The following is a 2198-nucleotide window of genomic DNA, read 5'->3' as shown; positions in this document are numbered from 1 at the left end:
CACCACACCCGCCTCGGCCCCCCACCGGCCGCCTCTTCCTGAGGGCCGGGGCGAGCCGGTCACGTGAGCGCGGCCTCCTCGGAGGTGGCCGCGCGGCTCAGCCGGCCCGCGTTGGCGACCAGGTCTTCCAGAGCCGGGTGCGCCGAGGCCGCGTGCATGTACGCGTACCTGATGGCGGTCCACTCCTCCGCCGCGCCCTCGGCGAGTTCGTCGAGGCGCTGCGCGGTCAGCTCCTCGACGTGGGTGGCCAGGGTGTCCATCGCCTGGTCGAGGTCGTCCGGGATCCCCTCCGAATCGCCCGTGCGCACGGCGTCCGCCGCCCCCGAGAGGCGGTCCGCGACCGCGTCCAGCACGGCGGCCGTCGGCCCGGCCTGGTCCTCCTCGCCCGGCACCGGGGCCGGTACCGCGTACAGGGCCAGCGCGTCCGCCCTGATCCGCGCCGCGTGCTCGACCGTGTCCCGCAACGCCCGGGGCACCGCGCCGCCGGGCTCCTTCGCCAGCCGTTCCAGCGACTCGTCGAGCCGCCGCGCCGACTCGGCGGCCTCCTCGACCTGCTCGGCGACGCTCGCCCGCTGCCGCTCGACCAGCGCCCGCACCAGCCGGGCGTGCTGGTCGAGCAGCGCCGCCACCCGCCCGGACATCCGCACCCGCTCGCCCCTCGGCCACAGCAGCCGCGCCGCGCCGACCACCGCGACGCCGCCCGCCACGGCGAATCCCACCCGCCAGACGGCCGCGTTCCACGACAGCGGCATCGCGTAGTCGGCCAGCAGCAGGCCGAGCGGCGTCGCGAAGACCGTCCACCAGTTGAAGCTCAGCGTGCCCAGCGCGTAACCCACCACCGCCAGCCCGGCGATGACCAGCGCCAGCGTCACATGCCCCGGGGTGAGCGCCAGCATGAACGCCGCCGCCGTCGCCCCGGCCGCCATGCCGAGCACCGGGAACAGCAGCCGTTCCACCGTGTCGCCGAAGGTCGGCCGCAGGCTGGCCACCACCGTCACCACGAACCACTTCCCGTACGGCTCGTGCGTGACCTCCGCCAGTGTGACCGCCGCCACCGTCACCACCGCCAGCCGGGCCGCGTAGTGCTCCATGCGCTGGCCGTGACGGCGGCGCCCGCCAGGCCGTCGCGTGAACCGTGGCAGCCGCGGCCCCACCGCCACGCCCTCCGCCGAGGTCAACGCCGCCGAGCGCACCGCGAGGCCGATCCGGTCCAGGCAGCGGCGGACCTGGCCGAGCAGCGCCGACACCGCCAGCGGCTCATCGCCCGACAGGGCGGCCCTCCGGATCGCCTGCACCCGGTCGGCGAACTTCGCCGCGCACGCCAGCGCCCTCGGCACCGCCATCGCGCTGTCCTCGGTCATCGCCTCGCGCAGCGCCCGGGCCTGCGCGCCGGTCGCGGTGTCCAGGTCCTCGACCCAGTCGCGGCGGTCGGTGAGGCCGGTGACGCCGTCGCGCAGGATGTGCAGGGCGACGGTCTCGTGGAAGATCCGGGTGAGCGCGTCGAGCATCCGGCCGGGGCCGGGGTCGTCCTCGTCCTCTTCCTCGCGTTCGACGGCGGTGTAGTGGGCGACCGCCGTACGGGCCTCGGCCAGGGCCTCCTCGGCGGCCTTGCGGCGTTCCTCCCACTCGCGTTCGGCCGCGGCGTCGCCCGGATCGGGCTGGAGCTCGGCCGCGTCGAGCAGGTCGGCGAGCGCCACCCCGGCCGTCTCCAGGGACGCCCGCAGCGGCCTGAGCCTGCGCACGGGCCACGACAGCAGTACGACGGCGGTGATCCACAGGCCCCCGGTGCCCGCCAGCTCCATGTGGACCACGGCGCCGTAGGGAACCGGTCCCTGGAAGTAGCTCAGGATCAGCGCGAGCGTCGGCGGCAGGCCGATCATGGGCCACTGCGCGCCCGCGGCGGCGACCAGGCCGATCACCGGCACGGCGATCCAGGGGTGGGGGGCGAGGAGCGTGCCGAGGCCGGTGCCCAGCGTGACGAACAGGGTGCCGCGCAGGAGGCGCCGGGCCCGCCTGCCGTACGGCATGGCGGGGTCGTCGGCGAAGGCCGTCAGGTACGCGCCCAGGGCCGCCGTGGAGCCCTCCCTGATATGGCCGGTGAAGGTCCCGGCGAGCAGCAGCACGCCGATCGCCACGCCGCACAGCGCCCCGTACCCCCACGCCGGCCGCCCGGAGACCCGGAACGCCTCCCGCACCGC

General features: G+C 76.2%; 1 protein-coding gene. It reads right to left on the bottom strand.

Features of this window, described 5'->3' with window-relative positions; translation table 11 throughout:
* Window positions 1-59: 59 nt before the first annotated feature.
* Window positions 60-2198: FUSC family protein (locus C1I98_RS45220; protein WP_146607903.1), on the bottom strand; the 2139-nt coding region annotated here is incomplete at its 5' end.

This window comes from Spongiactinospora gelatinilytica (assembly GCF_003236385.1).
GTDB lineage: Bacteria > Actinomycetota > Actinomycetes > Streptosporangiales > Streptosporangiaceae > Spongiactinospora > Spongiactinospora gelatinilytica.
Note: the sequence above shows the minus strand (reverse complement) of the source record. Positions and strands in the feature narration are given on the sequence as shown.